A 26371-nucleotide genomic window follows, 5' to 3' on the forward strand; every position below is an offset into this window, starting at 1 on the left:
TTAAATCTTTTTAGCGAGCAGTTGAATCAACTGGCGAGCGAGGTGTAACTTTTCTGCTTTGGCAATTTTTTTACTACCAGCCGAGTCAATCACCAGTAGCTCATTGAGATCACTACCAAAGGTATCAGGGCCAATATTGCCCACAATCATTGGAATGCCTTTGCGCTTGCGCTTTTCATCCGCATACTTTTCTAATTCCGTTGATTCGGCTGCGAAACCGACACAGTATGGATGTGGCTTGCCACCTTTGGTTTTGACTGCTTTGGCAACATCGAGAAGGATGTCTGGGTTCGCTACAAATTCAATGCTAGGAGCAGCTGCACCCTGACGCTTCATTTTTTCTTTTGCGGGATTGGCGATACCCCAGTCGGCTACAGCTGCGACTGCAAAGAAAATATCGCAATCTATTGCAGCAAGGGTGGTGGCGTGCATTTCCTTGGCGCTGGTTACATCGGTGCGCGTAATCATACCGCTCGCCGCTAGCGGTGTTGGGAGGCCGCAGGGGCCTGCAATGAGGTGGACTTGAGCGCCAGCCTCTAATGCTGCGCGCGCAATGGCAAAGCCCATCTTGCCAGAGCTGTGATTAGTAATGCCGCGGACCGGATCAATGGCTTCAAAAGTAGGACCAGCGGTGATCAGTACTTTTTTGCCTGCTAAGCTTTTCTTCTGAAAAAAGGCGATGACTTGCTCGGCAATTTCTGCGGGCTCTAGCATTCTGCCCATACCGACTTCACCGCAAGCCTGGAAGCCACTGGCAGGGCCAAGCAATGTGACACCATCTTTTTGTAGTCGTTCTACGCTTCTTTGGGTTGCGCCGTGCTCCCACATTTGCTTATTCATTGCAGGAGCAAGTAATAGCGGGCAATCTCGCGCCAAGCAAAGCGTGCTTAATAAATCGTCCGCTAAGCCCAAAGAAAGTTTGGCCATCAGATCGGCGCTCGTAGGTGCAATCAAGATAGCGTCAGCAGCTCTCGATAATTCGATATGCGCCATATTGTTTGGAATGCTGTTATCCCATTGGCTGGTGTAGACCGGATTGCCTGTAATGGCTTGCATGGTCACCGGAGTGACAAATTGTCCTGCAGCTTCAGTCATGACTACTTGAACGGAAGCCCCTTCTTGGATGAGGAGACGCGCCAGCTCTGGTGATTTATAGGCTGCAATGCCGCCAGAAATGCCCAGAACGATTTTCTTATTCAAAAGTGATTGCATGGCGCCAGCTTAATGGGATTGAGGAGTTTTGCCAAATGACTTGCGTAATTCACCCCAAATAATGAGGGCGGCACCAATGCAGATGGCGCTATCTGCAATATTAAAGGCTGGCCAGTGCCAACTGCCGTAGTGGAAATCAATAAAATCGACCACTGCGCCATACATGAGCCTATCCAGAACGTTGCCTAAAGCACCACCTAAAATCAGACTCAGCGCTACGCAGAGTAAGTGTTCATTCTGATGCTTACGCAACATCAGAAGAATGTAGGCGCATGCCACTAATCCCAGAATTGTAAAGAACCAGCGTTGCCAGCCAGAGCTTTGGGCAAGGAATGAAAACGCAGCGCCAGGATTAAAAAGTAGCAACCAATTTAAAAAAGGGAGCACCGGCTCTGGAGCACCCATTTGCAAGCTGCTCAGCGCCAACCATTTGCTTGCTTGATCTAAGAGTAGGGTGATCGTAGCAATGGCTAGGCAGCGCAGAAAAGAAATGCTCATGAAGTATTCGCTTAGGCAAACAAGCGATGGTCACCATCGCCAAAGAGGTTGCTGATACAGCGACCACAGAGCTCTGGATGATCAGTATTAGCACCAACGTCTTTCGTGTGATGCCAGCAGCGACCACATTTTTTATATTGACTTCCGCGCACCAGAACCTCTAGGCCTGAATTGCTTAATTCAATATTGGCACTTGAGGTGATTGTGACAAATCGCAAGTCATCTTCTAGTGAATGCAGGATTGCAAAATCAACATCACCTAATTTAATAGTCAGCTCAGCCTGAAGTGATGAGCCAACATTGCCAGCCTCACGCTCAATCTCGATTGCCTTAGTCACTTCAGAACGGATTTCGCGGATTCGATTCCATTTAGCGAGCAACTCGCCAGCATCGGCAATTTGAGGGAAGGCGCCAAACTCTTCCATAAAGATGGATTCGGATGGCTTGCTGCCGGAGCCATGTGGAAAATCTTGCCATGCTTCTTCCGCAGTAAAGGAAAGGAAGGGCGAGAGCCATTTCAATAGATTGCGCGTAATGTGGAAAAGCGCGTTCTGTGCTGCACGACGATCTGCTGAATTAGGCGCGCTGGTGTAAAGACGATCTTTGAGGATGTCCAAATAGAACCCACCCAAATCTTCGGAGCAGAATGACAGCATGCGAGACACGGCTGGATGAAATTCGTATGCTTGGTAGTGCGCTTCAATCTCACCTTGTAGCTGATTGGCTAGAGCGACTGCATAGCGATCAATTTCCAACCACTGATCTGCAGGCATGGCATGCTTGCTAGGATCAAAATCTGACAGATTGGCAAGCAAGAAGCGCAAGGTATTGCGAATACGGCGATAACTTTCGGTCACGCGCTTGAGAATCTCGTCAGAGATGGTCATCTCACCGGAGTAATCGGTAGAGGCAACCCAGAGGCGAATAATTTCAGCGCCCAACTTATCGGCTACTTGTTGTGGGGCGATCACATTACCAACGGACTTACTCATTTTGCGGCCTTGGCCATCAACGGTAAAGCCATGCGTTAAGAGCGCTTTGTAGGGCGGCTTACCATCGAGCATGGCACCAGTCAGAAGGGAAGAGTGGAACCAGCCACGGTGTTGGTCCGAGCCTTCTAAATATAGATCGGCTAAGCGCCCATTGGGAGTTTGTGCGGCGGCAGTGAGTAGCTCATCGCGATGTGAACCGCGAATCACATGCCAGTGGGTAGTTCCGGAGTCAAACCAGACATCGAGGGTATCCCGATTCTTTTCATACTGAGCAGCTTCAGTGCCCAGTAATTCGGAGACCTCTAGTTGCTGCCAAGCTTCGATGCCACCCTGTTCTACGCGCTTAGCAACTTCTTCTAGCAACTCAACGGTGCGTGGGTGAGGATCACCAGTTTCTTTATGAACAAAGAAGGCCATCGGTACGCCCCATTGGCGTTGGCGCGAGAGAGTCCAGTCAGGGCGATTAGCAATCATGCTGTGTAAGCGTTGCTTACCCCAAGCAGGAAAGAAGTCGGTCTGATCAATACCAGCTAATGCGGTTTCACGTAAGCTGGCCTTGCCATCAGATGGTTGCTTGTCCATGCTAGCAAACCATTGTGAAGTAGCGCGATAAATAATCGGTGACTTATGGCGCCAGCAATGCATATAAGAGTGGGTGTATGTTTTGTCACGCAGCAGGCTGCCTGCTTCACGCATTGCTTCCACAATTTTGGGATTGGCTTTCCAAATATACTCATTTGCAAATAGCGGCAACCAAGAGGCATATACACCATTACCCATCACTGGATTCAGAATATCTTTATCTGCTAACTGATTGGCTTTACAAGATTTAAAGTCTTCCTCACCATATGCAGGTGCTGAGTGAACAATGCCAGTACCAGTATCGAGCGTGACGTATTCTGCAGGATAGATAGGTGATAAACGCTTGTAGCCTTCATGTAAGGATGCTAGTGGATGCCAGAAAGAAATATTCGCTAACTGCACACCTTGGCAGGTAGCAATCACTTTGCCTTCCAGGCCGTAATCTTGTAAACAGGTCTCAACGCGATCCTTGGCAAGAATCAAGAGCTTGTCGCCCACATCAACCAAAGCGTAGGTCAATTCAGGATGCACATTCATTGCCTGGTTGGCGGGAATAGTCCAGGGCGTTGTTGTCCAAATGACAATCTGTCCAGGCTTATTGGGCAACTCGCTAAGTCCAAATGCTTTTGCCAGTTGAGGGCGTTGCGCATCATCGAAGGCAAATCCAACATCAACCGTTGGATCGGTCTTGTCCTGATACTCCACTTCTGCTTCCGCTAGAGCCGAGCCACAATCAAAACACCAGTTCACTGGCTTTAAGCCACGGAAAACATAGCCTTTTTCCCAGATCTTGCCCAAGGCGCGGATTTCATCGGCCTCATTGCGGTAATTCATGGTGAGGTAAGGGTTGTTCCAATCCCCCAATACACCTAGACGCTCAAAATCTTTCTTCTGCTTATCCACTTGAACTTGGGCATAGGCGCGGGCTTTAGCCTGCACTTCAGCAGTTGGTAAATTTTTGCCAAATTGCTTTTCAATCTGAATTTCAATTGGCATGCCATGGCAATCCCAACCGGGTACGTATGCAGAATCAAATCCCATGAGCCAACGAGATTTAACAATCATGTCCTTCAAAATCTTGTTAACCGCGTGACCAATATGAATGTCACCATTTGCATAGGGAGGGCCATCATGAAGAATGAACTTCGGTTGATTGGCATGTGCTGCACGAATTTTTTCGTAGAGCTTATTTTTTTGCCATTGGGCAACCCATTGTGGTTCACGTTTAGCTAGATCTCCACGCATCGGAAAGGAGGTGTCTAATAAATTGACGGGATAAGAGTTTTCTTTTTCAGACATAAGCTTTTTTCTGGAAATAATTTCTGGCGTGCTCTGCATCTGCTGCAATAGCTTTGGTAAGGGTGTCGAGGTCATCATACTTGGCCTCATCACGAATTTTTTCTAAGAGCTCTACGGTGATAATTTTTCCGTAGACATCTTGTTGATAATCAAAAATATGTGTTTCTAGTAATACGCGACCTTCATCTTCTACCGTGGGCCGCACGCCCAGGCTAGCCACGGCCGGCAAGGCTTTATCACTCAGTCCCAACACTCGTGCAGTAAAAATGCCAGTGGTCGCTGGCTTGCGATGATGTAAATGATTAGCAACTGCTAAGTTCAATGTAGGAAAGCCTAACTGACGACCTAATTGCTGTCCATGAATCACGTGACCAGAAATTCCATAAGGGCGACCTAGTAATTTCTCAGCCTGTTTCATATCCCCATGAGCAAGTGCAGCGCGCAATGCTGAACTAGAAATGCGCTCGCCATCTTCTAAGATGGTTTGTAAGCTGGAAACTTCAAAACCATATTTTTCACCAGCTGCTTTGAGGCTAGCAAAATTGCCAGCACGTTTTGCGCCGTAGCAAAAGTCATCACCAATCAAAATCCACTTGGCATTTAGGCGCTTCACAATAATTTCAGAAACAAATGCTTCTGGAGTGAGACGCGCAAATGCGGTGTTGAAGTGTTCTACGACTACCCGATCAATTCCGATTTGGGCCAGCGCAGCTAATTTGTCGCGCAAGTTCAAAATGCGAGGAGGCGCCTGATCGGGGGAAAAGAATTCTTTGGGATGTGGCTCAAAGGTCATGACGCAGCTGACAAGATTGCGTTCCTTGGCGCCCTCTGCGAGTTGCGTCAGTAGGGCGCGATGACCCCTGTGCACGCCATCGAAGTTACCGATGGTTAGGGCACAAGCAGGTCCTGCAGAAAACTGGGTCGGGCCACGGAATACGTTCACAAAATCGCTTTCAGGGTAGCCATCAATTATATTGTGGGCATGCTTTCTATCGTTACCTTAATCTCAGGCCGCGGATCCAATTTCGAGGCCATCGTTAAAACTGCTCAAAAAGAGCAATGGCCAGTCAAATTTGCTGGGGTGATAGCCAATCACTCTGCGGCTAAGGGCCTTGATTTTGCTCGCTCGCAGGGTATTCCAGCCTTTGCTATTGAACACAAGGAGCACCCGAGTCGTGAATCCTTCGATGCCGCCCTCATTGCGAAAATTGATGAGTTGGGGGCTGATTTGGTTGTATTGGCGGGATTCATGAGGATTCTGACCCCCAGCTTTATTCGCCATTTTGAAGGCCGTTTGATCAATATTCATCCCGCCCTGCTCCCCGCATTCCCGGGTTTACATACGCATGAGCGCGCCTTGGAGGCCGGGGTCAAGGAGCACGGTGCTACCGTGCATTTCGTGAATGAGGGTGTTGATGAGGGGCCAGTGATTTGCCAGGCCTCTGTGCCAGTGCTCGCAGACGATACGGCCGACACGCTCGCTGCTCGTGTTTTGACTGCCGAACATCAGATTTACCCGCGGGCCGTAAAATGGTTCCTTGATGGACGATTGCGAATAGAAGGTAATCAAGTGAAGTTACAACCCCCAGAGTCGCAATTTTTTAAATTATGAGCGCAGAACGTCCGCCGCGGAAATCTGGCAACAGATTGGCTCCGCATAAAAGTTACGCAGCGAAATCGAGAGATCCTTTGCGTCGTCCTGAGCGACGCAATGCCAGTGGTAATTTGATCGCGCCTGAAGGTCAAAAGAATTTTTCAAATGCAAAAGCACTGCCTCAGCATGCGATTCACCTAGAGCGCTTACTGCCTGAGTTGCTCAGCTTTGAGCAGCCGGCTGATCGTGTAGTCAGTCGTTATTTCCGCGCAGAACCCCAGTTAGGAAATCGTGATCGCGCCTTAATTGCGGAGAGCGCTTTTGCAATTTTGCGTCGTAAAAATGAGTTCTCACAATTTGCCGTGAGCGGTGAAGGCTCCCAGGCTAGACGCTTAGCCCTATTGGGTTTGCTGTCTGCGCTCTCTGAAGGTGGCTTGGGCTCGGCTAACCGTCCTGAAAGCGCTATCGCTGATTTGGCGCACGTGCTAAAGGCAGGTGAATATGAGTGGTTGCAACGTTTTGCCACGATCGATGCTGCCGCATTAAATCCATTGGTGCGTAACAATTTACCCGAGTGGTTGTGGGATGCATTTGGAAAATATCCCGGCGAAGAGACACGCGAAGCGTTAGCAAAATCATTAATGCATCCGGCACTTTTAGATTTGCGTGCGAACACCATGAAAACTAATCGCGAAGATTTGCTTGCGCAAATGAATGCATTGGGTGGACGTTATCAAGCAATTCCAACTCCATATGCACCCGATGGTGTGCGCATTATGGGTAAGCCTGCATTGCAAAATACCGCCGGCTTTAAGGCGGGTATGTTTGAGGTGCAAGATGAGGGTAGTCAGCTGTTGGCTTACTTACTTGCCCCGAAGCGTGGCGAGATGGTGGTTGATTTCTGTGCTGGCGCTGGTGGCAAAACCTTGGCTATTGGCGCCTTAATGCGCTCCACAGGCCGTTTGTATGCATTTGATACATCTGAGCGCCGTTTGGCTAATTTGAAGCCAAGGCAGGCTCGTAGCGGTCTTTCAAATGTGCATCCGGTATGGATAGATAGTGAGAACGACGCCAAGATCAAGCGCTTGGCTGGAAAAATCGATCGCGTCTTGGTTGATGCCCCTTGTAGTGGCATGGGTACCTTACGTCGCAATCCAGACCTCAAGTGGCGCCAAACCCCCGCTGGGGTCCTTGAGCTGAACCAAAAGCAGATGAGCATTCTGGCTTCAGCAGCACGTTTACTCAAGCCAGGCGGTCGGCTGGTATATGCCACTTGCAGCCTATTACCCCAAGAAAATCAAGCAATTGCAGAGGATTTCCTGGCGAAACACCCGAATTTTGAGGCGGTTCCGGCTGCTGAAGTTCTTAAGCCATTGTTTCCAAAGGATAAATTGCCACTAGGATGTTCTGTTGACAATCCTTGGTGGCAGTTATGGCCCCATATTCATGGTACCGATGGCTTTTTTGGGGCAGTCTTCCAGAAAAAAGCGGCTACGAAGAGCGAAGACTCTGAAAAAGAGGCGGTAAAGACGGCAAAAGTCAAAACCAAGAAAGCTGCAGACGAACTAAAATAAGGGTTTAGACCTCTTTAGGGACTCCCTTTTGAATACAGCTTCAGGTTTTGATTTATTCCTCAATTGGCTAGCCAATGGTTATTTAGATTGGTCGTGGTGGCAAATCACCTTATTTACCTTGGCCGTGACTCACGTGACCATTGCTGCCGTCACCATATTTCTTCATCGTTGTCAGGCCCATCGTGCTTTAGACCTGCATCCGATTGTTTCCCATTTTTTCCGTCTTTGGCTGTGGTTAACCACCGGCATGGTGACAAAGGAGTGGGCCTCCATTCATCGCAAACACCATGCTAAATGTGAGACGGTGGATGATCCGCACAGCCCGCAAATTCTCGGTATCACTACGGTTTTATCGCGCGGTGCTGAGCTCTACAAACAAGAAGCGAAAAATCAAGAGACGATGGACAAGTTTGGCCATGGCACTCCAGATGATTGGCTTGAGCGCAATGTGTATTCCAAGTTTTCTTGGCAGGGTGTTGCCATCATGCTCATCATTGATGTGTTTTTGTTTGGGGCAGTTGGTTTGACAGTCTGGGCAGTACAGATGTTGTGGATTCCGATTACTGCTGCTGGAGTGATCAATGGTATTGGCCACTTCTGGGGCTATCGCAATTTCGATTGTGAAGATGCTTCAAGGAATATTTTTCCGTGGGGAATTTTGATTGGTGGCGAAGAGCTACACAACAATCACCACACCTTTGCCACGAGCGCTAAGCTCTCTAACAAATGGTACGAGTTTGATATTGGTTGGCTCTACATTCAGATGATGAGCACTGTAGGTTTGGCGACAGTGAAGAAGACGCCTCCTAAGCCCGTATTGAGTGATTTGCGTCCTGCTGATCAAAATACACTAGAAGCCATCATTGCGAATCGTTATGAAATCATGGCGCGCTATAGCAAAACCCTGCGCAATTTCTTTAGCAATGAAGTGCAGCACATGCAGGTACTTGCCACTCATTTGAGTGATGCACGTAGCTGGTTGGTAAAGGATGAATCTCGCCTGAGTCATGAGGAGAAAGCCAAGCTCGAAGAACTGATGGCGAGCAATGCCCAGCTGCGTAAGATGATTGAGATGCGTCGCGACCTACAGGCTATCTGGGGCCGCTCTAATGCAACGCGCGAGCAATTGCTTGCGCAACTTCATGCATGGTGTCAGCGTGCGGAAGATAGTGGCTTAACGAGCTTGCGTGAATTCTCATTACGGTTGCGTCGTTACGCATAAACAAATACGAGTTACAAGCGACCTGAAAGAAAATTGAGACAACAAAAAACCCGCTGATGAGCGGGTTTTTTTGTTTGCTACAAACAGGTATTGAATCAATACTTATTTGAGCTTGGTTTCTTTATAAGCAACGTGCTTGCGAATGGTTGGATCAAACTTCATGATCTCCATTTTTTCAGGCTTTGTACGCTTGTTTTTTGAAGTTGTATAGAAGTGACCAGTACCAGCTGATGACTCTAATTTGATTTTTTCTCTGCCGCCTTTAGCCATTTGTGCGCTCCTTAAATTTCGCCACGTGCACGAAGATCAGACAAAACAGCATCGATGCCATTCTTGTCGATAACGCGCAAACCAGCATTGGTTAAGCGCAAGCTAATCCAACGGTTTTCAGATTCAACCCAGAAACGACGGTTTTGCAAATTCGGCAAAAAGCGACGCTTCGTTTTATTGTTTGCATGGGATACATTGTTGCCAACCATCGGCTTCTTCCCAGTGACTTGGCAAACTTTTGCCATGACATAACTCCATTAATTGCGAAAAAAGAAGATTGTATCAGCCTAGGCCTATTTTGGGCTAGCCCTAATTGGCTTTAGTTTTGGGGCAATAGGCAAAAATGGGTAGAAATTGGCTAAAACGCCCTCAAAATAGCTATAAAGTTAGTAATTGCTATCATTTATTACCAATATTCATCAGGCCAGCCTCAGAAAAAGAGAAAAATCCGCTCTGACTAACGATGCAGTGATCTAAAAGGGGAATATCAACCAATTGAAGGGCGCTTTGCAGGGTCTTGGTTAACTCTTGATCTGCCTGGCTGGGTAGGGGGTTCCCGCTGGGGTGGTTATGGGCCACGATTAAGGCGCTGGCATTTCTGCGAAGAGCCTCTTTGAGGACTTCCCGGGGGTAGATGGCGGTCTGGGCAATTGAGCCCCTAAAAAGCTCGTGGCACTCAATCAGGTGCAGTCGGGAGTCAAGGTATAGGCACAGAAAGACTTCATGCGGCAGGCCGCCAATAGTGGTTTGCAAGAACTCTTTGACGTGACCTGGGGAGGAAAAAATAGAGTCCTGGGCAAGACTGTCTTCAAGGCTGCGCTTAACCAGCTCGTAGGCTGCTTGAATCTGCGCCCATTTCGAGAGTCCCATGCCATGAATGCAGATAAATTCCTCTGCGGGGCTGGCGAGTAAGCGCTGTAGGCTGCCAAAGTGATGGAGTAAATCGTGGGCAAGCGTGACGGCGCTTTTCCCTTGGATGCCGACCCGCAAAAAAATAGCCAACAATTCGGCGTCACTCAAGGCTTTAGCACCATACCTGCGGAGCTTTTCTCGAGGTTGCTCCATTTTGGGCCAATTTGGGATTGGGGATTCCATGATTGCCGTTGGCCTAGATACAATCACCTTATGACCAAGCTTACTGTTTTGCCTAACTCTTACTTGACCCTCAACTATCGGCTGACTTTGCCCAATGGGGAGGACTACATCAATACGTTCGTTGATCGTCCTGCGACGGTGTTGATGGGATCTGGACAATTTGCACCTTGCTTTGAAAAAGTATTATTGGGTTTAGGTGTGGGCGATAAAAAGAGTGCCTTACTTGCTCCGGATGAAAGCTTTGGAGAGCGCAAAGAAGATTTGGTGCAGTGGGTTTCTTTGAAAGCTCTCAAAGAAGGTCGTGATGACGATGTGGAATTCAATCCCGGTGATGTGATTGAATTTAATGCGCCCGGAGGCGCGCAATATGCTGGTGTACTGCAATCGATTAATGAGGAGGGCGCCTGGTTTGATTTCAATCACCCCTTGGCAGGTCGTGAGGTTACTTTTGAAGCGCAAATCGTTGCCATTTTGTAAAGCATGAGTACGCTTGATAACGCTGAAATCTTGATGGCTCAACCCCGTGGCTTTTGCGCGGGAGTCGATCGTGCCATCAATATCGTGAATGAAGCACTGGTTCGCTTTGGTGCTCCAATTTATGTGCGACATGAAATTGTGCATAACGCTTATGTAGTCAATGAATTGCGCAACAAGGGTGCCGTATTTGTAGAAGAGCTGCACGAGGTTCCTAAAGGCGGCATTGTGGTGTTTAGTGCGCATGGCGTTTCTCAGGAAGTGCGCAAAGATGCTCAGGAGCGTGGTCTGCAGGTATACGATGCCACTTGTCCACTGGTAACGAAGGTCCATCTTGAAGTGATCAAGATGTGCAAAGAGGGTTTTACGGTATTGATGATTGGTCATGCTGGTCACCCTGAAGTTGAAGGCACTATGGGGCAAGTCAAAGAAGGTGTTTTCTTGATTGAAAAAGTAGCGGATGTTGCCAAGCTCACTTTTCCAGCGGATGAAAAAATTGCGTTTGTTACACAAACCACTTTATCGGTTGATGAAACCAAAGAAATTGTGGAAGCGCTCACCAAAAAATTTCCAAGCATTGTTCAACCTCGCAAACAAGATATTTGTTATGCCACCCAGAATCGCCAAGATGCCGTGAAATTTATGGCACCTCAAGTGGAGCTTGTTATTGTGGTTGGTAGCGCAACGAGTTCGAACTCGAATCGCTTGCGTGAATTGTCTGAAAAGTTGGGCGTTCCGTCTTATATGGTCGATGCCCCAGAGCAATTGAAACCAGAGTGGTTTGTAGGAAAAAAACGCGTGGGCTTAACGGCGGGCGCATCAGCCCCGGAGAGCTTGGCGCAATCCATTGTGGCGCGTATTCAAGAATTCGGTCCACGGTCCGTGCGCGCTTTGTCAGGGGTGGTAGAGGATGTTACTTTCTCTTTGCCTAAAAATTTAGTCGACTGAAGTATTGATTCATAACAAAGGAGCTGTAGATGAGTAATTCAAAGGCGTCAAAAGTGATTTTTATGAAAACTGCTATCGCTTTATCTGTCACAGCCTTGATTCTGGCTGCTTGCGGTAAAGGTGACAACAAGTCTGCTGCCGTTGCTGCGGATGGCGTTGAAGTCAAGATTGGGCATGTAGCGCCACTGACTGGTCCAATCGCCCACTTAGGTAAAGACAATGAGAATGGCGCGCGTTTAGCGCTTGAAGAAATTAATAAAGCCGGACTCACTATTGATGGTAAAAAAGTGGTGCTTACTTTAGTTCCCGAGGATGATGCAGAAGATCCTAAGACAGCCACTCAGGTTGCGCAAAAATTAGTGGATGCAAAAGTGGTTGGTGTAGTTGGCCATCTGAATTCTGGAACCAGTATTCCTGCTTCAAAAATTTATAGTGATGCAGGCATTACCCAGATCTCTCCATCTTCAACAAATCCGGATTACACCAAGCAAGGCTTTAAAACGACTTATCGCCTAGTAGCGACTGACGCGCAACAAGGCCCAGCACTTGGAAATTACGTTGCTAAAACGCTCAACGCGAAGACGGTAGCCATCATTGATGATTCTTCTCAGTACGGCAAAGGTCTGGCTGATGAGTTTGAGAAAACAGTCAAAGCTGCTGGTGTGAAGGTTGTGACTCGTGAAGCCAGCAATAACAAGGCTACCGACTTTAAGGCGATTCTCACGAAGGTTAAGGGTAGTAAGCCAGATGTCATTATGTATGGTGGTATGGATGCAACCGGTGGGCCGCTAGTAAAGCAGGCTGCTGAATTAGGCATCAAAGCCAAAGTGGTTGGTGGCGATGGCATGTGCACTGAAAAATTGGCTGAACTGGCTGGTGATGCAGTCGTGAATGTGACTTGCTCTGAGGCGGGTAAGGCGCTCTCGAAGATGGCTCAAGGCGCTGACTTCCAAAAGCGTTACAAAGAGCGCTTTAACGCGGATGTTCAAATTTATGCTCCATTTACCTATGATGCTGTCTATGTCTTGGTAGATGCCATGAAGCGTGCAAACTCTACTGATCCAGCCAAGATTTTAGTGGTCATGCCAGACACCAAGATGAATGGTTTGATCGGTAATATTGCTTTTGACAATAAAGGCGATATGAAAGAAGGCGTGATTACTTTGTATGATTTCAAGGACAAAAAGAAAACGGTTCTTGATGTGATCAATATGTAAGAAACACTGAAAGAGCGCCGCAATTGCGGTGCTCTTTTTAAGTGCCCCTGCATTTAATTTACGAATGGATATTTTTCTTCAGCAAATCATCAATGGCTTAGTGCTCGGCAGCATCTATGCCTTGATTGCTTTGGGCTACACCATGGTCTATGGCGTGTTGGGGATTATTAACTTTGCCCATGGTGAAGTGCTGATGATTGGCGCCATGGTGTCGCTGTCATTGTTGCGTTTGATATTAAGCGTAACCAGCGATCTTCCTGGTTGGTTAACACTATTAATTGTTTTGCCGGTGACGATGGCAGTCTGCGCTGGACTGAGTTACTGGATTGAGCGAATTGCTTATCGTCCACTGCGCAATGCCCCCCGTTTAGCGCCTCTGATTTCGGCTATCGGCATGTCTATCTTGCTGCAAACCATTGCGATGTTAATTTGGTCTAGAAATCCCATGACCTATCCGCAGTTGCTACCATCTAGCCCCATTGAGCTTGGTACTACTGGTGCAACGATCACTGGCAAAGAGATCATCATCATTGTGGTGGCCTTGGCGGTGATGTGTGGCTTGTTATTTCTGGTAGAAAAAACCAAGCTTGGCAGAGCAATGCGCGCGACCGCAGAGCAAACCCAAATTGCTGCTTTGATGGGCGTAAATCCGAATCGCGTTATTTCGATTACCTTCATGTTGGGCGGGGCGCTCGCCGGTCTAGCTGGCGTCATGATTGCTAGCAACTATGGCAATGTCCATTTTTATATGGGCTTCATCCCGGGCCTAAAAGCATTTACAGCAGCCGTTCTTGGCGGCATTGGAAATTTGCAGGGCGCCATGCTCGGCGGTCTTTTGCTTGGCTTGATAGAGGCATTGGGCGCGGGTTATATCGGTGAGCTAACGGGTGGTGTATTTGGTTCAAACTATCAAGACATCTTTGCATTCTTAGTACTCATCTTGGTATTGGTATTACGTCCAACCGGCTTATTGGGCGAGAAGGTTTCTGATCGTGCTTAAGCGACTTCTTGCCAATCATCTCAATCGTTCTGCCTATCTTTGTTTAGGAGCTTTGGCATTGATGCTCCTTCCCTGGGTTGTTGGGGCGGGTGGTGGCAACTACTGGGTTCGCGTACTGGATTTTGCTTTGCTCTATATCGTTCTTGCCTTAGGTCTGAATGTTGTAGTTGGTTTTGCCGGTCTTCTTGACTTGGGATACATTGCCTTCTATGCCTTAGGTGCCTATAGCTACGCTTTATTGGCCTCCCCGCATTTGCCGCAGCATTTTGAAACGATTGCTGCTGCACTGCCTCAAGGCATGCATTTTTCACCTTGGGTGGTAGCTCTGTTTGCTATTTTGTTGGCCGCGCTATTCGGCATGATTTTGGGCTTGCCTACCCTGCAGTTACGAGGAGACTATTTGGCTATCGTGACTTTGGGTTTTGGTGAAATTATTCGCATCTTTATGAATAATTTGGATCGCCCATTGAATCTGACCAATGGCCCCAAGGGAATTACTGCAATTGACCCACTCCAATTATTTGGGATTTCATTTACCAAACCCCTGGACCTAGGATTTGTTCAGGTTCCCGGCTTGTATTTGGTGTTCTACCTCTTTCTGGCTTTAGCTATTGCCGTCACGATTGTGTGCCTGCATTTACAAAACTCTCGCATTGGACGGGCTTGGGTGGCCATTCGTGAAGATGAGATTGCTGCAAAGGCGATGGGTATTAACACGCGCAATATGAAATTGTTGGCATTTGCCATTGGCGCCTCTTTTGCTGGCGTTGCAGGTGTACTCTTTTCTGCTTTCCAAGGATTTGTTTCGCCAGAGTCATTTACTTTGTGGGAATCGATCGTAGTACTTGCGATGGTAGTGCTGGGCGGTATTGGGCATATTCCGGGCGTGATCTTGGGCGCAATCGTATTGGCAGTCTTCCCAGAGGTGCTGCGTGGCGTTGCCGAGCCAATTCAAAAGGCGCTGTTTGGTCATGTGATCGTTGATGTGGAAGTGATTCGTCAATTAATTTATGGTTTGGCATTGATTCTCATCATGCTGTATCGACCCGGTGGAATTTGGCAAAAGGGAGATAGCAAATAATGTCTACGCATTTGCTTCTTGATGTCACTGATGTTTCTAAGCGCTTTGGCGGCGTACAGGCTTTGGATTCAGTTGGGCTGCAGGTCCCTCATGGCGCCATTGTGGGCCTGATTGGTCCTAATGGGGCTGGGAAGACCACCTTCTTTAATGTGATTACAGGCCTCTATCCAGCAGACTCTGGAATATTCTTGTTTGATGGCAAAGGCTACTTCCCAGAGTCCGTATCGGAGGTAACCAAATCAGGATTGGCGAGAACCTTTCAAAATATTCGCCTTTTTGGTGAGATGTCAGTTCTAGAGAATGTGATGGTGGGATGCCATTGCCGATCGAAGGCTGGTGTTTTGGGTGCTATTTTTCGCTTTCCCTCTACTAGGTGTGAGGAGCGGGTGATACGGGAAAAATCTCGTGCACTACTGGCCTATGTTGGATTGAGTGAATATGCAGACATGCAAGCACGCAATTTATCGTATGGACATCAACGTCGTCTGGAGATAGCGCGGGCGCTTGCAACCGAGCCAAAGCTTTTGGCTTTAGATGAGCCTGCGGCCGGTATGAACGCTACTGAAAAGTTGGAATTGCGCGAGCTTTTATTGCGTATTCGCGCTGACGGCAAGACGATCTTATTGATTGAGCACGATGTCAGCTTGGTCATGGGGATTTGCGATCACTTGACGGTCTTAGATTACGGCAAAGTCATTGCCGCTGGAAAGCCAGCGGATGTTCGCGTTCACCCTGAGGTCATTAAGGCTTATCTTGGACAGGGGGCGGTGTGATGTCGTTGCTCCAGGTTCAAGATTTGAAAGTAGCTTACGGCGGGATTAATGCAGTCAAAGGCATTGATTTGCATGTCAACCCAGGAGAGCTGGTGGCCTTGATTGGCGCCAATGGCGCAGGCAAGAGTTCCAGTCTAAAAGCAATTGCCGGTTTATTAAGGCCTGCTGCTGGTGCGATTGATTTCTTAGGTCAGCGCACCAACCCCCTTCCTGCGTATGAGTTGGTACGCCTGGGCCTCGGCTTAGTTCCGGAGGGGCGCGGGGTATTTAAGCGCATGACAATCTTGGAAAATCTACAGATGGGCGCGTTCTTGAAAAAAGATCCGCAGGCCATTGCGCAAAAATTAGAAGAAGTCTTTCATTATTTCCCGCGTTTAAAAGAGCGTCTTTCGCAGTTAGCAGGAACGCTCTCTGGCGGCGAACAACAAATGGTGGCTATGGGTAGGGCAATGATGGCCGGGCCTAAACTCTTATTGTTGGATGAGCCCTCAATGGGTTTATCGCCCATGATGGTTGAAACCATTTTTGATGTGATTCGTCATCTCTCTGCTGCTGGCATGACGGTTCTGTTGGTCGAGCAAAATGCCAGACTAGCGCTGCAGATGGCTGATCGTGCTTACGTGATGGAGAGTGGATTGGTGACTCTTACGGGCTCTGGACAAGACTTGCTGCAAGATCCCAGAGTACGAACTGCCTACTTAGGTGAATAAGTAGGCTTAGTTGGCTGATTCGGATTGCTGTTTACACAGTCTGTTTGAGTAGCTCGCGCAGCATATTGCACATCTGACGAATTTCGTCATCGCTCACGTTCAAAGCTGGCATAAAGCGAAGTAAGTTTGGTCTTGGGGAGTTGATCAGCAATCCTTCTGGACCGCGATCACGGGCGAGCTCTACGAGCTTCGGGCCAATATCTTTGCCTAGCATGAGGGCACGCAATAAGCCTTCGCCACGCTCGCCTTCAAGATGAAATTCTGCGCATAACTTTAAGAGTTCTGACTTCAGCAGCTCACCTTTGGCTTTCACGCTGTCTAAAAATCCAGGTGCCAATAATTGCTCAATCACACTGATACCAACAGCAGTCATTAGAGGGTTGCCGTTATAAGTGCCGCCCTGATCGCCAGGCACAAAGCAGGCAACAGCATCTGTTGCCATTAGCGCAGCCAAGGGCACCCCACCACCAATACCTTTTCCTAAGGTCATGATGTCGGGCTCGATACCGTAATGCTGATAGGCAAAGAGGGTACCCGTTCGGCCGCAACCCGCCTGCACTTCATCTGCAATCAAGAGGATATTGTTTTCTTTGGTGAACTTACGCAGTTCACGCATGAATTCTTTTGTAGCGGGAATGACGCCACCTTCACCTTGAACAGGCTCTAGCATAACTGCAACTGTTTTATCGTTCACCAGCTTTTTCACTGAATCCAAATCATTCAGATCTGCTTTTGGAAAGCCGGGCACCTGCGGTGCAAACATCGTATCCCAGCCTGGTTTTCCAGAGGCGCTCATAGTTGCTAATGTGCGCCCATGAAAGCTATGGTCAAAGGTGATAATTTCAAAGGCACCGTTTTTATTGAGTTGCCCCCATTTACGTGCCAGCTTAATGGCACCTTCATTTGCTTCGGCGCCGCTATTAGCAAAGAAAACTTTATTAAAGCAGCTATTGCTAGTGAGTAAATTGGATAAGCCAATCATCGGCTCGTTGTAAAACGCAGGGCTAGGATTAATCAGCTTTTTTGCTTGTGCATTGAGCGCTTCAATCATTCCAGGATTGCCATGACCCAAGCAATTGACGGCCCATCCTTGTAGGAAATCTAAATAGCGCTTGCCATTGTTATCCGTTAACCATGAGCCTTGACCCTCAACCATCACCACATCTGGGCGTTGAGTAATGAACATTACTGAGTGGGTATCGATAGGGGCTGGCTGGCTCATGCTGGTTTTATGTAATAAGGGGCTGTTAAGGTTTCTATTATCCAACTGAATGCGTTTTATTTTCTAGGAGTTAATTGGCGACCAGATCTGCGGCACTGGTAAAGGAGTCGGCAAAGAATTCTTCCTCGGGCAGATGACATTTCGATGAAAAGTCATTTCTGGCGGCATTGACCATGACAGGCGCTCCGCAGGCATAAACCTGAAAGTCCTTGAGATTAGGATGGTCTTCCATGACGGCCTGATGCACAAAGCCGGTGCGGCCCTGCCAAGCATCCTCTGGCAGTCCATCAGAAATCACCGGAATGTATTGGAAGTTCGGGATGGCTTGCTCCCAGGTTTTACACAAATCATTTAAGTAGAGATCGCTTGGACGACGTCCGCCCCAATACAGCTTGATTGGTCGATCGATCTTCTTTGCCTGCATTTGTTCAATGATGGATTTGATCGGTGCAAAGCCGGTGCCAGCAGCTAAAAAGACGATGGGTTTTTTGGAATCCTCTCTCAAGAAGAAACTTCCCAGGGGGCCTTCAAAGCGCAAAATATCTTTTTCTTTTAATGCTGGATTGCTTACCCCAAATACAAAGTCGGTAAATAGTCCGCCGGGAAGATGGCGAATGTGTAGCTCTAGTGGGCCTTCTTGTTCGGGTGCGTTAGCAATAGAGTAGGCACGGCGCTGGCCATCTTTCAGGAGGAATTCGATGTACTGGCCTGCTAGGAACTGAAAGCGTTCTGCGGCTGGCAGTTGGAGTTTCAGAATAGCGACGTCATTACTAGGTTTGGCGATGGCGTTGACGCGACAGGGGACTTTACGAATGGCAATATCGCCTGCACCCTGAACCTCACGCGCTTCAATGAGTAGGTCTGATTGCGGGTGAGAGCAGCAAAATAAAATTCCGCCAGCCGTCTCATCAGCTTTACTCAGGGCGTTATCACTGTGTTGACCATGATTTACCTGGCCCTCTAGGACCTTGCCTTTGCAAGAACCGCAGGCACCATTTTTGCAGCCATAGGGTAAGTTAATGCCTTGGCGAAGGGCGGCCTCCAGGAGGGTTTCATCCTGGTTAACAGTAAATTGTTTGCCGCTCGTTTTGAGCGTGACTTGATAAGACACTCTCATTCCTTTCAATAAGTCGTTACGATGTTACTTATGCAATCTTTTGGTAAACCTTCAATTCTGATTATTGGCTGCGGCGACATTGGTTTGCGGGTGGCTCGACAGCTCTCTAGAAGCCATCGAGTTTTTGCCCTGACTTCTTCGCAAGGTCGCTTTCAGGAATTGAGGGGGGTCGGAGCGATTCCAATTTTGGGCAATCTGGATCATCCAGAAACCTTATGGCGCCTTGCGGGTTTAGCGCAAACTGTGATTCATTTGGCGCCACCCCAAAATCAAGGAAATCGTGACTACCGAACCCGTAACCTGCTCAGAATTTTAGCCCAAGGCTCAAATGCCGTCAGGCGCCTGATCTATATCAGCACTACAGGGGTCTATGGGGATCATCGTGGCGCCAAAGTGAGCGAGTCGACCCCGGTTAGCCCTCAAAGCGAGCGTGCGCAAAGGCGGGTGGATGCTGAACGTATTTTGCGTTTGTGGGGGCCTGCGCATGGAGTTGCTATTACCATCTTGCGAGTCCCCGGCATTTACGCGGCAGATCGTTTGCCTCTCGATCGACTGCATGCCCAAACCCCAGCTTTACTGCCAGAAGAAGATGCCTATTCAAACCATATTCACAGTGATGATTTGGCGCGATTGGTGTGTGCTGCGGTTTATCACGGCAAACCTCAAAGAGTGATCAATACCTGCGATGGTGGTGAAACTAAGATGGGGGATTACTTTGATGAGGTGGCAGACGCCTATGGCTTGAAGAGGCCACCCCGTTTGCCTGCGAGTGAGTTACAAAAAATCGTCAGTCCAATGCTTTGGTCGTTCATGCGCGAGTCTAGGCGAGTGAGCAACCAGCGACTGCATGAGTTGAAAACCCCGCTGCGTTATCCCAGCGTGGCCGATTTTTTGAAGGCTACTTCCAAGAATCCTTGAGGCCAACCGTCCGATTAAAAACAGGCTTGCCAGGTTGAGAGTCTGCCTTATCGGCAACAAAGTAGCCATGACGCTCAAACTGGAAACGATCCTCTGCTTTGGCATCTTTCATACAAGGCTCTAAGTAAGCGGTAAGTGTTTCTTTGGAATGGGGGTTGATTGCATCCAGGAAATTCTTATCACCACTATCTGGATGAGGATCATTAAAGAGGTGGTCATAAAGACGTACTTCAGCAGGGATTGCTTCAGCAGCGCTAATCCAGTGAATATTGCCCTTCACCTTGTAATTGTTGGAGCCTGGGGTGCCGCTCTTACTATCTGGGAAGTGTGTCACGTTGACTTGTGTGACATTGCCCTGCGCATCAGTCTCAAAGCCTGTGCATTCCACGACAAAGCCGTGGCGCAAGCGTACTCGACTGCCTGGCTGGTCACCAATTGGTGGATAAAGTCTGAAAAAGCCCTTGATCGGCTCTTTCATAAAATCATCCGCCTCAATCCACAACTCGCGTGTGAAATGAAAATCACGATTGCCCCATTCAGGATGCTGAGGGTGGCGTGGTGCTGAACAAGCTTCACTAGCAGAAGCATCAAAATTTTCTACCACCAACTTCAGTGGCTTAAGTACTGCAGTGGCGCGTGGTGCTTTCGCCTCAAGATCATCGCGCAAGGCTTGATCAAGGGTGCTCATATCAATCCAGCTGTCAGCCTTTGAAACACCAATGCGTTCGCAGAATAAGCGAATACTTTCTGGGGTATAGCCGCGGCGACGGATACCAACGATCGTCGGCATACGTGGGTCATCCCAGCCATCTACATGTTTTTCTTCTACGAGCTGCAACAGCTTGCGTTTGCTGGTGATGGTATAAGTCAGATTGAGGCGGGCGAACTCGTATTGATGGGGAACGGGATCTTTGAAGACGCCCAATTCCTTGAGTGCGTTCACAATCCAGTCATAGAGCGGACGATTGTTTTCAAATTCGAGCGTGCAAATCGAGTGAGAGACATTCTCTAAGGCATCAGAGATGCAATGGGTGAAGTCATACAGCGGGTAAATACACCACTTGCTGCCGGTGCGATGGTGGTCGGTATGGCGGATACGGTAAACCACGGGATCGCGCATCACGATATTCGGATGTGCCATATCGATCTTTAGGCGCAGTACATGCTCGCCATCTTTAAATTTACCATCGCGCATATCGCGAAACAGCTGAAGATTTTCAGCGGGGCTGCGATCGCGATAGGGGCTATTTTTTCCGACTTGCCCAAAGTTGCCGCGATTCGTATGAATGTCATCAGCACTTTGACTGTCAACATATGCTTTGCCATTCTCAATCAGAATTTCTGCGAACTGATAGAGTTGATCAAAGTAATCGCTTGCATGATAAAGATGTGTACCCCAATCAAAACCAAGCCATTTCACCGCATCCAAAATGCTGTCGGCGTATTCAACATCTTCTTTTACAGGGTTGGTGTCATCCAAGCGCATATTGCAACGCGCGCCGCCAGCTTGATTGTTGTAATCGGCCGCAAGGCCAAAGTTCAGGCAAATACTTTTGGCGTGGCCAATATGCAGGTAACCGTTTGGCTCTGGTGGAAAGCGCGTAATGATGGAAGGAATCGCTTCGCCCGCTAAATTGGTACGCTGAGCAAAGGCGCCACTTGCTAGGTCCTGATCAATGATCTGACGTAAGAAATTCGATGGTTCGGCGATTGCGCCAACAGCGGCTTTAGAGGGTTTGCTATCTTGGGACATAGCCACATTGTAGAGAAAACCCCGAGGTCCATAAAGAAAAAGCCCGCAAACTGCTGCGGGCTCGTTTCTGGGAAGGCTGGGACGATCAGTCTTCGACGAAGGCTTCTTCGCGAGTCTTCTTTACTGCTGGCAAGGTCACCATAACCACCAAGAGGGCTGACGCAATGAGTAAGCCAAGCGACAGTGGGCGGGTTAAGAAGGTTGTGAAATCACCGCGGGACAGCAATAAAGCGCGGCGGAAGTTCTCTTCCATCATTGGCCCCAAAACAAAGCCCAAAAGCAATGGAGGTGGTTCGCAGCCGAGTTTGAAGAAGAGGTAACCAATGATGCCAAAGGCGGCAGTTACATAAACGTCAAACACAGTGTTGTTTACGGTGTACACACCGATACAACAGAAAACCAAAATGGCTGGATACATAAAGCGATAAGGAATCTTCAAGAGTTTTACCCAAATACCAATGAGGGGTAAGTTCAAGAGAATCAACATCACATTACCAATCCACATTGATGCGATCAGACCCCAGAACAATGCTGGGTTGCTGGTCATTACCTGTGGACCTGGCTGAATGTTATGAATCGTCATCGCACCAACCATCAAAGCCATCACTGCGTTTGGTGGGATACCTAAAGTAAGCAATGGAATGAATGAGGTTTGAGCGGCAGCGTTGTTAGCGGATTCTGGGCCGGCAACACCTTCGATCGCGCCATGTCCAAATTCGTGGCTGTACTTAGAGGATTTCTTCTCAACAGAGTAGGCGCCAAAGGCGGCCAATGCAGCGCCACCACCTGGCAAGATGCCGAGGATAGAGCCAATCGTTGTACCGCGCAAAATGGAAGGAATCATGCGCTTCACATCTTGCTTGGTAGGGATCATGGTGGTCATCTTGTTTAAGAAGCCCTCATCCTCATCCTTCTTCTCGAGGTTACTCATGATCTCGGCAAATCCAAACACACCCATGGCCACTGCAACGAAACCGATGCCGTCGCTCAATTCAGGAATGTCAAATGCATAGCGAGAAACACCGGAGTTCACGTCGGTGCCAATCAAGCCCATGAGCAAGCCTAATACGATCATGCCGATCGCTTTAATCAGGGAGCCAGATGCTAGAACTACGGCACCGATCAAGCCCAAGACCATCAATGAGAAATACTCAGCGGGGCCAAACTTAAATGCGAGCTGTGAGAGTGGTGCGGCAAATGCGGCTAGTACTAAAGTCGCAACGCAACCAGCAAAGAATGAGCCCATACCAGCGGTAAAGAGCGCTACACCGGCTCGACCATTTCGGGCCATCTGATAGCCGTCGATCGCCGTGACGACCGAGGACGTTTCTCCCGGAATGTTGAGCAAAATTGCGGTTGTGGAGCCACCGTACTGTGAGCCGTAGTAAATACCGGCCAACATAATCAATGCAGCGATTGGAGGCAAGGCGTAAGTGGCTGGCAAGAGCATCGCAATCGTTGCAATTGGGCCAAGGCCTGGCAACACGCCAATCAAAGTACCCAATACACAGCCAATCAGGCAGTACAGAAGGTTTTGTAAAGTAAACGCGGTATCGAAACCGAGAGCTAAATTAGCAAATAAGTCCATTTTTTAGTATCCCGGTTCGTTATTGAAGAAAGAAAGGTAGTAATGGGAACTGAAGCTTGAGGCCCAAAACGAATACCGAGTATGTAAAGAAGATGAGGAAGGTGGCGTTAATTAAAGTGCCCTTCCAGCTGAATTCATGGCTAGCACTTGCAGACATGAATACCAAAACAAATACCGCCACGATGAAGCCCATGGTTGGCAATAAGATGCCGTAGAGGACAACAGAGCCAGTAATTAGGCCAATAATTCTCCAGTTAAATGGAGGAATCTTTTCAATGGCTGCTTTTGCGCTCATTGATTTAACAAGAATCAAGAGGCCTAAAGCCGTCATTACTAATCCCAGCCAGAATGGGAAATAGCCTGGGCCCATTTTGGCGGCGGTGCCCATTTGATACTGGGTGGCCATATAGGTAAAAAATAGGCCAATGACCATATACATCAGGCCGGCCCCAAAATCTTTTTGATTACGGATTTCCAAGTTGCGCTCCTTTTGTATCGGCTTTTTTGCCGACTTATTTATTGATGTTGTGGGATTGTAAGGCACTACGGGGGTGTCCTGTCTAGGGTTTGCCCTAGACAGGTGCCAATGCGATAATTATCAGCATGAAAGTCTCCCAAATTCGCCAGGCTTACCTGGATTTCTTTGCCCAAAAAGGCCACCAAATCGTTCCCTCCAGCCCAGTAGTGCCGGGGGATGACCCCACGCTGCTGTTTACTAATGCGGGGATGAACCAATTTAAGGATGTTTTTCTCGGCTTTGATAAGCGCCCTTATAGCCGTGCAACGACCGCCCAAAAATGTATTCGGGCGGGCGGCAAACATAATGACCTCGATAACGTGGGCTATACCGCACGTCACCACACCTTTTTTGAGATGCTGGGTAATTTTTCCTTTGGGGACTACTTCAAGAAAGATGCCATTCAATTTGCTTGGGACTTATTAACCCAAGTTTTCAAATTGCCAAAAGACAAACTATTGGTGACTGTCTATGCTGAAGATGACGAGGCATATGCTATTTGGAAAGATCAAATTGGTGTGCCTGCTGAGCGGATTATTCGTATTGGCGATAACAAGGGCGCACGCTACGCATCGGATAATTTCTGGATGATGGGGGATACCGGTCCATGCGGTCCTTGCACGGAAATTTTTTACGATCATGGTGAACATATTCCTGGCGGCCCTCCAGGTAGCCCAGAAGAAGATGGTGATCGTTTTATCGAAATTTGGAACAACGTCTTCATGCAATTTAATCGCGATGAAGCGGGCGTCATGCATCCACTGCCTAAGCCTAGTGTGGATACTGGCATGGGGCTTGAGCGCATTGCCGCAGTCTTGCAGCACGTTCACTCCAATTATGAAATCGACCTCTTCGTCAATCTCATTCAGGCCTCCAAGGATGCGGTAGATGGCGCGGGCGGTGAAAACTGTGATGCCGCAAGCCCTTCACTCAGAGTGATTGCTGACCATATTCGTGCGTGTAGCTTCATTGTGGTGGATGGTGTTATTCCCGGCAATGCAGGGCGTGGTTATGTGCTGCGTCGGATTGCGCGTCGTGCGATTCGTCATGGTTATAAGTTAGGTGCACGCAAACCATTCTTCTATCAACTAGTTCCGGCGCTCGTCAAAGAAATGGGCGATGCCTATCCGGAATTGCGTGCAGCACAAGATAAAGTGAGTGAAGTGCTCAAGCAAGAAGAAGAGCGCTTCTTCCAAACGATTGCCAATGGCATGGAAATTTTGGATGGTGCTTTAGCTGGTGGGGCAAAAATGGTAGATGGCGAAACTGCTTTCCGTCTCCATGACACATTTGGTTTCCCATTGGACTTAACTGCAGACGTTTGTCGTGAGCGTGGCGTCACCGTTGATGCCGAAGGTTTTGAAGTTGCGATGCAAAAGCAGCGGGATCAGGCCAGAGCTGCTGGCAAGTTCAAAGTGGCTCAAGGCCTCGATTACAAAGGCAAACCTACTCAGTTTCATGGCTACGATACCCTGAAGCATGAGGGCGCCAAAGTAACAGCGCTTTATGTTGATGGCTCTGAAGTGACCTCTGTGAAGGCGGGCGATGCTGCTGTAATCGTGCTGGATAACACTCCTTTCTATGCTGAGTCAGGTGGCCAGGTTGGCGATCAGGGTGAGCTGCGCAATGAGTCTGTCCGCTTTGCGGTTGAGGATACCTTCAAGATTCAGGCTGACGTATTCGGTCACCAAGGGGAAGTTCTTGAGGGCGAGATTAAGGTAGGTGACGCACTAAATGCCTTAGTGGATGTTCAACAAAGAACCGATACGATGCGCAACCATAGCGCTACCCATATCTTGCATAAAGCATTGCGGGAAGTCTTGGGCGATCATGTGCAGCAAAAAGGCTCTTTGGTAGATGCTACCAAGACCCGTTTTGACTTTACCCACAATGCACCGATTACGGCAGAGCAGATTCGCCGTATTGAAGACATTGTTAATGAAGAGATTTTGGAAAATACTGCCACCTCTGGCAAGGTCATGTCTTTAGAAGATGCGCAAAAGACAGGTGCCATGATGCTGTTTGGAGAGAAGTATGGCGACGAAGTACGTGTATTGGAAATCGGCTCCTCTAAAGAGCTCTGTGGCGGTACCCACGTAGGGCGCACTGGTGATATCGGCAGCTTGAAGATTGTTTCTGAGGGCGGCGTTGCAGCTGGTATTCGTCGAGTAGAGGCGGTGACTGGTAAGCATGCACTTCAGTTCTTGCAAGCGTTGGAAGATAAGGTCAACGAAGCTGCAACCATTCTTAAAACCCATCCTGGTGATTTAGTGAATCGTGTTGCGCAGTTGCAAGAGAGTCTGCGCCAGGCAGAGCGCGAATTGGATAAAGTAAATTCAAAGCTGGCGGCAAGCCAGGGTGATGAGTTAGCTGGTCAAGCAGTAGATGTCAATGGACTCAAAGTGCTCGCAGCGCGTCTTGATGGTGCTGATGCAGGTGTACTGCGTGAAACGATGGACGCCCTCAAAGCCAAGTTAAAGACCGCTGCCATTGTGTTGGCTTCAGTACAAGGCGATAAGGTGAGTTTGATTGCTGGCGTTACCGCGGACTCTATTGGCAAAGTTAAGGCAGGTGATTTGGTGAACTTTGTAGCCCAACAGGTGGGCGGCAAAGGTGGCGGCAAGCCAGAAATGGCAATGGCTGGTGGTAATGATCCAAGCAAGCTCGGTGCTGCACTAGCAGGCGTAAGAGATTGGGTGGCTAGCAAATGAGTGA

General features: G+C 48.5%; 24 protein-coding genes. 12 read left to right on the forward strand and 12 right to left on the reverse strand.

All coding sequences use genetic code 11. The annotated features are described in order from the left end of the window. The 4 genes from coaBC to ICN24_RS09380 are packed head-to-tail and all read right to left on the reverse strand — an operon-like array spanning position 1 to position 5526. A complete protein-coding gene (gene coaBC / locus ICN24_RS09365) occupies positions 1-1212 on the reverse strand; it encodes a bifunctional phosphopantothenoylcysteine decarboxylase/phosphopantothenate--cysteine ligase CoaBC (RefSeq protein WP_216223333.1) in 1212 nt (403 codons plus the stop codon). Between the two features lie 9 nt (positions 1213-1221). After that, on the reverse strand, positions 1222-1710 hold the full coding sequence (gene lspA, locus ICN24_RS09370; RefSeq protein WP_216223334.1) for a signal peptidase II: 489 nt from the start codon (positions 1708-1710) through the stop codon (positions 1222-1224). An 11-nt stretch (positions 1711-1721) separates the two neighbouring features. Continuing rightward, positions 1722-4601 (reverse strand): isoleucine--tRNA ligase, encoded by a 2880-nt coding sequence (gene ileS / locus ICN24_RS09375; RefSeq protein WP_370623130.1) that lies wholly within the window; start codon positions 4599-4601, stop codon positions 1722-1724. Beyond that, positions 4576-5526, reverse strand: a complete 951-nt coding sequence (locus tag ICN24_RS09380) for a bifunctional riboflavin kinase/FAD synthetase (RefSeq protein WP_216223347.1) — start codon at positions 5524-5526, stop codon at positions 4576-4578. Before ICN24_RS09380 ends, ileS begins: the two co-directional genes overlap by 26 nt. 39 nt (positions 5527-5565) lie before the next feature. Between ICN24_RS09380 and purN the strand changes: the two genes are divergently transcribed. The 3 genes from purN to ICN24_RS09395 are packed head-to-tail and all read left to right on the forward strand — an operon-like array spanning position 5566 to position 8973. Continuing rightward, entirely contained in the window at positions 5566-6195 is a 630-nt protein-coding gene (gene purN / locus ICN24_RS09385) for a phosphoribosylglycinamide formyltransferase (RefSeq protein ID WP_216223349.1), read from the forward strand. Beyond that, on the forward strand, positions 6192-7751 hold the full coding sequence (locus ICN24_RS09390) for an RsmB/NOP family class I SAM-dependent RNA methyltransferase (RefSeq protein ID WP_216223353.1): 1560 nt from the start codon (positions 6192-6194) through the stop codon (positions 7749-7751). The genes purN and ICN24_RS09390 overlap by 4 nt, the downstream gene beginning before the upstream one ends. 28 nt (positions 7752-7779) lie before the next feature. Further along, entirely contained in the window at positions 7780-8973 is a 1194-nt protein-coding gene (locus ICN24_RS09395) for an acyl-CoA desaturase (protein WP_216223355.1), read from the forward strand. Positions 8974-9075: 102 nt separating this feature from the next. Here the strand turns inward: ICN24_RS09395 and rpmG are convergent, their stop codons facing one another. The 3 genes from rpmG to radC all read right to left on the reverse strand — a co-directional run bounded on the left by rpmG (position 9076) and on the right by radC (position 10338). Continuing rightward, complete coding sequence (gene rpmG, locus ICN24_RS09400) at positions 9076-9243, reverse strand: 50S ribosomal protein L33 (RefSeq protein WP_015421876.1); 168 nt, start codon at positions 9241-9243, stop codon at positions 9076-9078. Between the two features lie 11 nt (positions 9244-9254). Beyond that, positions 9255-9488 carry a 50S ribosomal protein L28 gene (gene rpmB / locus ICN24_RS09405; protein WP_011903570.1) on the reverse strand — a complete coding sequence of 78 codons (234 nt, stop codon included), beginning with the start codon at positions 9486-9488 and terminating at the stop codon, positions 9255-9257. 154 nt (positions 9489-9642) lie between these two features. Continuing rightward, on the reverse strand, positions 9643-10338 hold the full coding sequence (gene radC, locus ICN24_RS09410; protein ID WP_216223357.1) for a DNA repair protein RadC: 696 nt from the start codon (positions 10336-10338) through the stop codon (positions 9643-9645). Positions 10339-10368: 30 nt separating this feature from the next. On the opposite strand from radC, the gene ICN24_RS09415 reads away from it, so the two are divergent. The 7 genes from ICN24_RS09415 to ICN24_RS09445 all read left to right on the forward strand — a co-directional run bounded on the left by ICN24_RS09415 (position 10369) and on the right by ICN24_RS09445 (position 16541). Beyond that, positions 10369-10815 (forward strand): peptidylprolyl isomerase, encoded by a 447-nt coding sequence (locus tag ICN24_RS09415; protein ID WP_216223358.1) that lies wholly within the window; start codon positions 10369-10371, stop codon positions 10813-10815. Between the two features lie 3 nt (positions 10816-10818). Continuing rightward, positions 10819-11760, forward strand: a complete 942-nt coding sequence (ispH, locus tag ICN24_RS09420; protein WP_216223360.1) for a 4-hydroxy-3-methylbut-2-enyl diphosphate reductase — start codon at positions 10819-10821, stop codon at positions 11758-11760. Positions 11761-11822: 62 nt separating this feature from the next. Continuing rightward, positions 11823-12977: a branched-chain amino acid ABC transporter substrate-binding protein gene (locus ICN24_RS09425; RefSeq protein WP_370623131.1), complete on the forward strand. Its 1155-nt coding sequence runs from the start codon at positions 11823-11825 to the stop codon at positions 12975-12977. Positions 12978-13041: 64 nt separating this feature from the next. Next, positions 13042-13977, forward strand: coding sequence for a branched-chain amino acid ABC transporter permease (locus ICN24_RS09430; RefSeq protein ID WP_216223362.1), 936 nt, complete (start codon positions 13042-13044; stop codon positions 13975-13977). A gap of 52 nt (positions 13978-14029) precedes the next feature. Continuing rightward, positions 14030-15058, forward strand: coding sequence for a branched-chain amino acid ABC transporter permease (locus ICN24_RS09435; protein WP_255532640.1), 1029 nt, complete (start codon positions 14030-14032; stop codon positions 15056-15058). Continuing rightward, complete coding sequence (locus ICN24_RS09440; RefSeq protein WP_216223364.1) at positions 15058-15831, forward strand: ABC transporter ATP-binding protein; 774 nt, start codon at positions 15058-15060, stop codon at positions 15829-15831. Before ICN24_RS09435 ends, ICN24_RS09440 begins: the two co-directional genes overlap by 1 nt. Further along, positions 15831-16541 (forward strand): ABC transporter ATP-binding protein, encoded by a 711-nt coding sequence (locus ICN24_RS09445; RefSeq protein ID WP_216223365.1) that lies wholly within the window; start codon positions 15831-15833, stop codon positions 16539-16541. The genes ICN24_RS09440 and ICN24_RS09445 overlap by 1 nt, the downstream gene beginning before the upstream one ends. 31 nt (positions 16542-16572) lie before the next feature. Here ICN24_RS09445 and ICN24_RS09450 read toward each other — a convergent pair whose 3' ends face one another. Beyond that, positions 16573-17763 carry an acetylornithine transaminase gene (locus ICN24_RS09450; protein ID WP_216223366.1) on the reverse strand — a complete coding sequence of 397 codons (1191 nt, stop codon included), beginning with the start codon at positions 17761-17763 and terminating at the stop codon, positions 16573-16575. Positions 17764-17833: 70 nt separating this feature from the next. Continuing rightward, positions 17834-18874 carry a 2Fe-2S iron-sulfur cluster-binding protein gene (locus tag ICN24_RS09455; protein ID WP_216223368.1) on the reverse strand — a complete coding sequence of 347 codons (1041 nt, stop codon included), beginning with the start codon at positions 18872-18874 and terminating at the stop codon, positions 17834-17836. A gap of 36 nt (positions 18875-18910) precedes the next feature. Here ICN24_RS09455 and ICN24_RS09460 point away from each other — a divergent pair, with 36 nt between their 5' ends. After that, entirely contained in the window at positions 18911-19798 is an 888-nt protein-coding gene (locus ICN24_RS09460) for an SDR family oxidoreductase (RefSeq protein ID WP_216223674.1), read from the forward strand. On the opposite strand, the gene ICN24_RS09465 is transcribed toward ICN24_RS09460, so the two are convergent. The 3 genes from ICN24_RS09465 to ICN24_RS09475 all read right to left on the reverse strand — a co-directional run bounded on the left by ICN24_RS09465 (position 19779) and on the right by ICN24_RS09475 (position 23617). Further along, the gene (locus tag ICN24_RS09465) at positions 19779-21551 is read right to left on the reverse strand and encodes a glutamine--tRNA ligase/YqeY domain fusion protein (RefSeq protein ID WP_216223369.1); all 1773 of its coding nucleotides are present in this window, start codon (positions 21549-21551) and stop codon (positions 19779-19781) included. The two genes, ICN24_RS09460 and ICN24_RS09465, sit on opposite strands and share 20 nt — an antisense overlap. Positions 21552-21636: 85 nt before the next feature. After that, complete coding sequence (locus tag ICN24_RS09470) at positions 21637-23139, reverse strand: tripartite tricarboxylate transporter permease (protein ID WP_216223371.1); 1503 nt, start codon at positions 23137-23139, stop codon at positions 21637-21639. A gap of 19 nt (positions 23140-23158) precedes the next feature. Further along, entirely contained in the window at positions 23159-23617 is a 459-nt protein-coding gene (locus tag ICN24_RS09475; RefSeq protein ID WP_216223373.1) for a tripartite tricarboxylate transporter TctB family protein, read from the reverse strand. Between the two features lie 125 nt (positions 23618-23742). Here ICN24_RS09475 and alaS point away from each other — a divergent pair, with 125 nt between their 5' ends. Then, positions 23743-26367 (forward strand): alanine--tRNA ligase, encoded by a 2625-nt coding sequence (gene alaS / locus ICN24_RS09480; protein ID WP_216223380.1) that lies wholly within the window; start codon positions 23743-23745, stop codon positions 26365-26367. Positions 26368-26371: the final 4 nt, after the last annotated feature.

Origin of the sequence: Polynucleobacter sp. UK-Kesae-W10, assembly GCF_018881575.1 — a bacterium.
In the GTDB taxonomy this organism is placed as follows: domain Bacteria; phylum Pseudomonadota; class Gammaproteobacteria; order Burkholderiales; family Burkholderiaceae; genus Polynucleobacter.

Coding starts and splice junctions, on each gene's coding strand:
- ICN24_RS09440 (WP_216223364.1), top strand. CDS start 15,058: ATGTCTACGCATTTGCTTCTTGATGTCACTGATGTTTCTAAGCGCTTT.
- lspA (WP_216223334.1), bottom strand. CDS start 1,710: ATGAGCATTTCTTTTCTGCGCTGCCTAGCCATTGCTACGATCACCCTA.
- ICN24_RS09430 (WP_216223362.1), top strand. CDS start 13,042: ATGGATATTTTTCTTCAGCAAATCATCAATGGCTTAGTGCTCGGCAGC.
- ICN24_RS09425 (WP_370623131.1), top strand. CDS start 11,823: ATGAAAACTGCTATCGCTTTATCTGTCACAGCCTTGATTCTGGCTGCT.
- alaS (WP_216223380.1), top strand. CDS start 23,743: ATGAAAGTCTCCCAAATTCGCCAGGCTTACCTGGATTTCTTTGCCCAA.
- rpmB (WP_011903570.1), bottom strand. CDS start 9,488: ATGGCAAAAGTTTGCCAAGTCACTGGGAAGAAGCCGATGGTTGGCAAC.
- purN (WP_216223349.1), top strand. CDS start 5,566: ATGCTTTCTATCGTTACCTTAATCTCAGGCCGCGGATCCAATTTCGAG.
- rpmG (WP_015421876.1), bottom strand. CDS start 9,243: ATGGCTAAAGGCGGCAGAGAAAAAATCAAATTAGAGTCATCAGCTGGT.
- ispH (WP_216223360.1), top strand. CDS start 10,819: ATGAGTACGCTTGATAACGCTGAAATCTTGATGGCTCAACCCCGTGGC.
- ICN24_RS09465 (WP_216223369.1), bottom strand. CDS start 21,551: ATGTCCCAAGATAGCAAACCCTCTAAAGCCGCTGTTGGCGCAATCGCC.
- ICN24_RS09445 (WP_216223365.1), top strand. CDS start 15,831: ATGTCGTTGCTCCAGGTTCAAGATTTGAAAGTAGCTTACGGCGGGATT.
- radC (WP_216223357.1), bottom strand. CDS start 10,338: ATGGAATCCCCAATCCCAAATTGGCCCAAAATGGAGCAACCTCGAGAA.
- ICN24_RS09415 (WP_216223358.1), top strand. CDS start 10,369: ATGACCAAGCTTACTGTTTTGCCTAACTCTTACTTGACCCTCAACTAT.
- ICN24_RS09460 (WP_216223674.1), top strand. CDS start 18,911: ATGCAATCTTTTGGTAAACCTTCAATTCTGATTATTGGCTGCGGCGAC.
- coaBC (WP_216223333.1), bottom strand. CDS start 1,212: ATGCAATCACTTTTGAATAAGAAAATCGTTCTGGGCATTTCTGGCGGC.
- ICN24_RS09450 (WP_216223366.1), bottom strand. CDS start 17,763: ATGAGCCAGCCAGCCCCTATCGATACCCACTCAGTAATGTTCATTACT.
- ICN24_RS09470 (WP_216223371.1), bottom strand. CDS start 23,139: ATGGACTTATTTGCTAATTTAGCTCTCGGTTTCGATACCGCGTTTACT.
- ICN24_RS09390 (WP_216223353.1), top strand. CDS start 6,192: ATGAGCGCAGAACGTCCGCCGCGGAAATCTGGCAACAGATTGGCTCCG.